Annotated in this window: 6 protein-coding genes; 4 read left to right on the plus strand and 2 right to left on the minus strand. The window is 61.6% G+C overall.

The features are described 5' to 3' along the window. The 3 genes from ACE3OH_RS17355 to ACE3OH_RS17365 form a co-directional block, all read left to right on the plus strand. Window positions 1-537: alpha amylase C-terminal domain-containing protein (locus ACE3OH_RS17355; RefSeq protein WP_374355958.1), on the plus strand; the 537-nt coding region annotated here is incomplete at its 5' end. Window positions 538-657: 120 nt separating this feature from the next. Further along, entirely contained in the window at window positions 658-2,745 is a 2,088-nt protein-coding gene (gene glgX / locus ACE3OH_RS17360) for a glycogen debranching protein GlgX (protein ID WP_374355961.1), read from the plus strand. Between the two features lie 212 nt (window positions 2,746-2,957). Then, complete coding sequence (locus ACE3OH_RS17365; protein ID WP_374355966.1) at window positions 2,958-4,430, plus strand: aspartate aminotransferase family protein; 1,473 nt, start codon at window positions 2,958-2,960, stop codon at window positions 4,428-4,430. A gap of 204 nt (window positions 4,431-4,634) precedes the next feature. Here ACE3OH_RS17365 and ACE3OH_RS17370 read toward each other — a convergent pair whose 3' ends face one another. Further along, on the minus strand, window positions 4,635-5,945 hold the full coding sequence (locus tag ACE3OH_RS17370; RefSeq protein ID WP_374355969.1) for a GIN domain-containing protein: 1,311 nt from the start codon (window positions 5,943-5,945) through the stop codon (window positions 4,635-4,637). Window positions 5,946-6,007: 62 nt separating this feature from the next. Between ACE3OH_RS17370 and ACE3OH_RS17375 the strand changes: the two genes are divergently transcribed. Further along, window positions 6,008-6,289, plus strand: a complete 282-nt coding sequence (locus ACE3OH_RS17375; protein WP_374355972.1) for a hypothetical protein — start codon at window positions 6,008-6,010, stop codon at window positions 6,287-6,289. A gap of 92 nt (window positions 6,290-6,381) precedes the next feature. On the opposite strand, the gene ACE3OH_RS17380 is transcribed toward ACE3OH_RS17375, so the two are convergent. After that, window positions 6,382-6,600: a DUF6388 family protein gene (locus ACE3OH_RS17380; RefSeq protein WP_374355975.1), complete on the minus strand. Its 219-nt coding sequence runs from the start codon at window positions 6,598-6,600 to the stop codon at window positions 6,382-6,384. Window positions 6,601-6,840 lie beyond the last annotated feature (240 nt).

The following is a 6,840-nucleotide window of genomic DNA, read 5'->3' on the forward strand; positions in this document are numbered from 1 at the left end:
GCCAATCTGCGCGCCTATTTCGGCTGGATGTGGACCCATCCGGGCAAGAAGCTCCTGTTCATGGGCGGCGAATTCGCCCAGATCTCGGAATGGGATCACGATGCCAGCCTGCAATGGGAGCTGCTGGCCGATGGCAACCATGCCGGCGTGCAAGCGCTGGTGCGCGAACTCAACCAGCTGTATCGCAGTGTGCCGGCCCTGCATCGGCATGATTGCGACCCCGCCGGTTTTGCTTGGATGGTGGACGATGACCGCGACAACTCGGTGCTGGGCTTTGTGCGGCGCGATGGCGAACAATCGCTGGTGCTGGTGATGTGCAACTTCACACCGGTGGTACGCAGCGACTATCGGGTGGGCGTGCCGCTGGCCGGGCGCTGGCGCGAGCGTCTGAACACTGATGCCGCCGATTTCGGCGGCAGCAATGTGATGAATGGCGACGCACACAGCGAGCCGCAGCACTGGCACGGCCAGGCGCAGTCGTTGTCACTGACCTTGGCACCGCTGGCGACCCAAGTGTTCGTGTGGGAGGGGCCATGATGCGGCGACTTCCCGTCAGGCCGGCAAGCCCGGTGTCGGTGGCCTGATCATGCCCAGGCTGCGGCAGGCGCCGCGCCCCGGTCGCGTTAGTGAAGGTCGGTACGCTGGCTGGATACTGCCATGGCCCTCGCACTAGGACTGGTGCCGGGCGACCCCTACCGGCTCGGCAGTCATTGGGATGGTCGCGGCGTCAATTTCGCTGTTTATGCGCTGAATGCCGACAAGCTGGAGCTGTGCCTGTTCGATGCCAGTGGCCGACGCGAGCTGGCCCGGCTGGCACTGCCCGGCAATCAGGCCGGCGTCTGGCATGGCTATCTGCCCGATGCCGAGCCGGGCCTGATCTATGGCTTCCGCGCCTATGGGCCATTCGCACCCGAGCGTGGCCTGTGCTACAACCCGGCCAAGCTGCTGCTCGACCCCTATGCACGCCAGCTGCATGGCAGCTATGGCGGCGAGGCCGATTATTGCGACCACCTGCACGGCGACCCGAGCCGGCCCGATACCCGCGACAATGGGGCGCATGCCGTCAAGGCGGTGGTGCAGGGTGAGGGCTATGGCAAGGTGCCGGCATTTGACTGGCAGGGCGATCAGCCGCCCGGCGTCGCCTGGGCCGATACCGTGCTGTATGAATTGCACGTCAAGGGCTTCAGCCAGTGCAATCCGGCCGTGCCTGAACACATGCGCGGCAGCTATGCCGGCATCGCTCACCCGGCCAGCATCGCCTGGCTGAAGCAGCTTGGGATAAGCACGGTGGAATTGCTGCCGGTGGCAGCATTTGCCGACGAAGGTCATCTGCTGCATCGCGGTCTAGTCAACTACTGGGGCTATAACCCGCTGGCGCTGATGGCGGTGGAGCCGCGCTATGCCGCCAGTAACGATCCGCTGCTGGAGTTTAGGCAGATGGCGAGGGCGCTGCACCATGCGGGTATCGAGGTGGTGCTCGATGTGGTGTACAACCACAGCGCCGAAGGTGGAATCGGCGGGCCGACCTTCAATTTGCGCGGGCTCGACCAGCATGCCTATTACCACCTGACGCCAGCTGGCCATTGCGAGAACTGGACCGGTTGCGGCAATACCCTCAATCTGGCCCAGCCGCGCTGTCTGCAGCTGGTGCTCGATGCCATGCGCTTCTGGGCCGGTGTTTGCCATGTCGATGGCTTTCGCTTCGATCTGGCCACTGTGCTGGCGCGTGGGCCGGATGGCCAGTTCAGCGCCTGGGCGGCGCTGCTGGCAGCGATTCAGGCCGACCCGCTGCTGGGGCGGCTCAAGCTGATTGCCGAGCCTTGGGATGTCGGCCCCGGCGGCTATCGGGTCGGTGGCTTTCCGGCCGGCTGGGCCGAGTGGAACGACCGCTATCGCGATGCTTGCCGGGCTTTCTGGCTGCGCCGCAGCATCAGCCGCGGGGAATTTGCCCGGCGCCTGACGGCTTCGAGCGAGTTATTCGAGCGGCGCGGCCGCCACCCCTGGGCCAGCATCAACTTCATCACCGCCCATGATGGCTTCACCCTGCGCGATCTGGTCAGCTACAGCCACAAGCATAACGAGGCCAATGGCGAGGACAATCGTGACGGCCAGCACGATAACCTGAGCTGGAACGTTGGCTGCGAGGGTGATAGCGAGGAGCCGGCATTGCGGCAGACCCGCTCCCGCCTGCAACGCGCCCTGCTGGCCACCTTGCTGTTCAGCCAGGGCACGCCGATGCTGCTGGCTGGCGACGAAATCGGCCGTAGCCAGCAAGGCAATAACAATGCCTATTGCCAGGACAACGCCATCAGCTGGCTGGACTGGCCGCAGGCCGATCAGGCACTGGCTGCCTTTACCGCCCGCATCATCGCGCTACGGCGCCGCTTTGCCGCGCTGGGCCATCCGCACTGGTTCTCGCCGGAACTGCATGGCCGCTATGAGCGCGCCGATGTGGAATGGCGCAATGCGCAAGGCCGTGCCATGACCCCGGCCGACTGGGATGATCCATCGGTATTCAGCCTGTCGATCGAAGTGGGGCCGGAGTCGGCGCATGATCGCTGCTTGCTGCTATTCAATGCCGAAGCCCACGCCACCACCTTTACCCTGCGCCCGGGCCGCTGGCTGCGCCTGCTCGACACCGCCGCGCCAGACGATGGTGAAGCGCTGTTTCAGCATCAAGTAGAGCTGGCTGCTCATAGCGTGTGGCTGCTGGTGCTCGATAGCGGCGGCCGCTTGATCTGGTAGCGCTGCTTGGGTCAGTGGCATGGGTACCTCAATTCCCTCTCCCGCAAGCGGGAGAGGATGGCCCGCAGGGCCGGGTGAGGGCGGGTTCCGCAATCGATTCGCCAGGTGCTTTGCCGGTAAGCCAGGTCATTGCCAAAGCTGCCACGATCTATTGCGCACCAGGCCGATACGCTAGACTGGCGCCCCGTTGTTGCCAGCCCGATGTTCTTGCCATGACCCAGCCCTTACCCGATCCTCGCTTTGCCGCCAGCAGTGAATCACTCGATCCTGAGGACTGGCAGGCGTTTCGTGCCATGGGTCATCGCATGCTCGACGATCTGGTCGACTTTATGGCCAGTGTGCGCGAGCGGCCGGTGTGGCAGCCGATGCCGGATGAAGTGCGCGAGGCGCTTAAAGACGCAGCCTTACCGGAGCAGGCTGGCGATCTGGCCCAGACCTATGCCGACTACCAGACGCTGGTGGCGCCGTATATCGGCGGCAATATCCATCCGCGCTTTCTGGGCTGGGTACATGGCGCCGGCAATCCGGTTGGCGTGCTGGCTGATATGCTGGCGGCCGGGCTCGATGCCAATCTTGGCGGACGCGACCATGCGCCGATCGAGGTGGAGCGGCAGGTGATCCGCTGGGCGGCACAGATGCTTGGCTTTCCCGACGATGCGAGCGGCACCCTGGTCACCGGTACCTCGCTGGCCAACTTTATCGCGGTGCTGGTAGCGCGCAGCAAGGCGCTTGGTGTAGAAGCGCGGCGCGACGGGCTGGCCGGTCACCGCCTGCTGGCCTACACCTCGACCGAAGCGCACAACTGCGTGGCGCGGGCCATGGATATGGCAGGCCTGGGCACTGCGGCCCTGCGCCTGATTCGCTGCGATAGCAATCACCGCATGCGCCTGGATTTGCTGGAGGCTGCCATTGCTGAAGACCGGCGCAATGGTGGCCAGCCCTTTCTGGTCGTGGGCAGTGCCGGCACGGTCGACACCGGCGCCATCGATGATCTGGCTGGCATCGCCCGCCTGTGCCAGGCGCAGGGCCTGTGGTTCCATGCCGATGCGGCTTTCGGCGCGCTGGCGGTGCTGTCGCCGGCGCACAAGCCCTTGCTGGCCGGTCTGGAATCGGCCGACTCGGTGGCGTTTGATTTTCACAAATGGGCGCAAGTGCCCTATGACGCCGGCTGCGTGCTGGTGCGCGATGCCCAGCTGCATGCCGCCACCTTTGCTACCACGCCAGCCTATCTGCGCCGTGAAGCACGCGGCCTGGCGGCAGGTCACCCCTGGCCGACCGATTTCGGCCCGGATCTGTCGCGTGGCTTCCGGGCGCTCAAGGTATGGATGACGCTGAAGGTGTATGGCACAGCGAAGCTGGGTGACGTAGTGGCGCGCAACTGCGCACTGGCGCAGCTATTGGCCAGCAAGGTCGATGCAGAGCCCACGCTGGAGCGCTTGGCGCCGGTGGCGCTGAACATAGTGTGTTTCGGCTTTCGCGATGTACGTAATCAGGATCAGCTGGTGGCCGATGTCGTAGCTGACGTGCAGGAAAGCGGTGTTGCCGTACCCTCTACTACGCTGATCAATGGACGGTTGGTGGTGCGGGTGGCTTTCGTCAATCACCGCACTCGTGCCGAGGACGTCGACATCTTGTTTGATGCCTTGCTGGTGGCCGCGCAGCATCGATCGCCTGCTAAATCCTGAACAGCTGCCATGCCTCGGCATTGTGAGTGCCGCCAGATTGCCAACGCAGACAGTGGACCAGTTGATTGGTTTTCACTATCTCGCGAACTACCGCATGAACTATTGCCGTTTTGGCTTTGCTGCTTGAGCGCTTCCCTTGGTTGTCCGGGCTTCTCAGGCACCGATGCGCCAAATGTCTGCGCAACGGTGCCTGGACTTGGCTGCTTAGCTGGTGAATTTCACCTTGCCTGTGACATCGCGCTGCAAGGGTTGCCCATCGATGGTGATGGTTCCGCTCCCCTTGGCGTTTGCCCAAACACTGTTGCGTACGGTCGTTCTGATTGCGCCGGAGCCTGAAGCCTGCAATCTGGCGTCATCGGCGGATAACTGGGTCAGCATGGCATCGCCTGTACCGGATACCGCCAAGTCCACACTACGTGCCTGGCCATGAGCGGTCAGATTGCCTGAGCCACTTAGTCGGGCCTGAAAACGCTCAGCTTTGACCGTGCCCAATCGCGCACTGCCGGTACCATGGAGTACGACCTCCACATCGGTCACGTCGAGGCCCTCGGCGCGCAAATCCGTACTGCCGGCCATCTCCAGCTTGACGGCGCCGGTATGACCACGCAACTGGATATTGCCAGTGCCGTTGCCCTTGATATTCACCTTGCCGCCATTGAGACCATCGAGTGCCAGGTTGCCGCTACCAGACTTCTGAACTTCAAGCGACGCCACCTTTCCGCCGATTTGGGCGTTTCCCGTGCCATGAACAGATAGGTCGGCGGAACCATCCAGCCCATCCAGCTGCAGATCGCCCGTGCCTTTTTGATTGAATGTCAAATCACCTATATGACCAGCAAGGCGGGCATCGCCCGTGCCATGCATTTTCAGTGTCAGCCTGTCAGCTTGAAGATCACGACTTGTTACATCACCGGTACCACTGATACTCAGCTGTAATTGCCCAGCCCTGCCGACCAGTTCTGCTTTGCCGGTGCCGCTATTGGAAAAATCAAACGTTTCGGCATTCAGCCCATCGATCGTCATTTTGCCGGTTCCGGCATTTGCCACCCGACTTAGCACCGGAACCACGACAGAAACCTTGAGCGGCAAGTGGCTGCGAAAGTTTGCGGTAGTGCGTATGACCAAAGTGCCGCCAGCGGCGCTGGTTTCAATTAGGCCTTGCAAATTGCTGTCGGCCTGAACGATCACGCTCTGGGTGGGGCCAAAGCGGATATCGACATCCAGCGGCCCGCGGGCCTCAAGCGCGTTGAAGCTCGGCAACTGGCGTGTTTGCTGGCTGAGTACGCCATCGCCCTGTACCGAGGTGAGGCCTAACACATCGAACGAGACATTTTTGAGCCGGTTGCTACCCGGCTCGGTGTCAATATGCAGGGCGCAGGCACCCAGTGATAGCAAGCTTGTCAGCAGTACGTACTTTTTCATTCCTTTGTCTCCGTTTTTAACATCCCGCTCGGTATGGTAAGTAGGCCTGGGCGTCCTGACAAGATGATTTGGCGAATTCGAGGTGTTGGGCATTTCTTGGCGAGGGCTAAAAGGCTGGACTAGTATCAAGAAAAACCTTAACCAGGATACCTGTCATGGAATTTGCAGAAGTCCAAGCCCAGCATTTCAGCACCATCTCCCGCGATCCACTGCCTCACACCCTGATAGAACGCGCCCTGCTTCAGCTTAGTCCCGGCGAGCACGCCGCCCAGCTGCGCACCGAGGTGCTGGCCGCGGCTGGCTGGAAGCACAGCAGCCTGGTGTCGTTCGGCAAATATCCTGAGGAAGCCGCCAAGGCGTTCAACCGCATCCGCGATGCACTGGCTCAAAGTGATGATCCAGCTGTGGTGCTGAGCAAGTTGAAGTCGGGGGCTTGATGGGTGCTTTTGCGATCAGCTGATTGCACATGCCTGCCGAAGCCATGGACAGCGGGCATCATGCAGGCGGATTTGCGCAGGGCAGTCGCTGATCAGTCCATCAGTAGTTGTTGAAGGAACTGCTCAGTGGTCAGTCGCTGCTGGCGGGCAGACTTGCTGATGGCACGATCAAGCTCCTGTTCCTGAAATGCTTCAAGGCTCAGGCCTGCGGCGCCAGCATGACGTGGCGAAATAGCGCGAAGCAGGCTGACGACCTCTGGATGCCGCTCAAGAAAGCGATGGCGGGCGAGCAGAATGTCGGAGGTTTCCATGTTGGTCTCATTTGAAGAGGGGAGTTTGGCGCCGGCGCCCGCACTGTTTTAGTGTTTCTGACGAAAGAAGCCCCACTACTAATCTTATATATGCAAATTGAAAGTGGCGGGACGTGCGATGCGAGGAGATATGTGAGGGTCCGGCAAAAATCTTCCGGATTGCTGATATTGAAAATCAACGACTTACAAACTTTCTGAAGATTTTTGCGATTAGGGTGTTGACGGTTTTCGGGGTGGTGC

This window comes from Chitinimonas sp., assembly GCF_041904975.1.
In the GTDB taxonomy this organism is placed as follows: domain Bacteria; phylum Pseudomonadota; class Gammaproteobacteria; order Burkholderiales; family Chitinimonadaceae; genus Chitinimonas.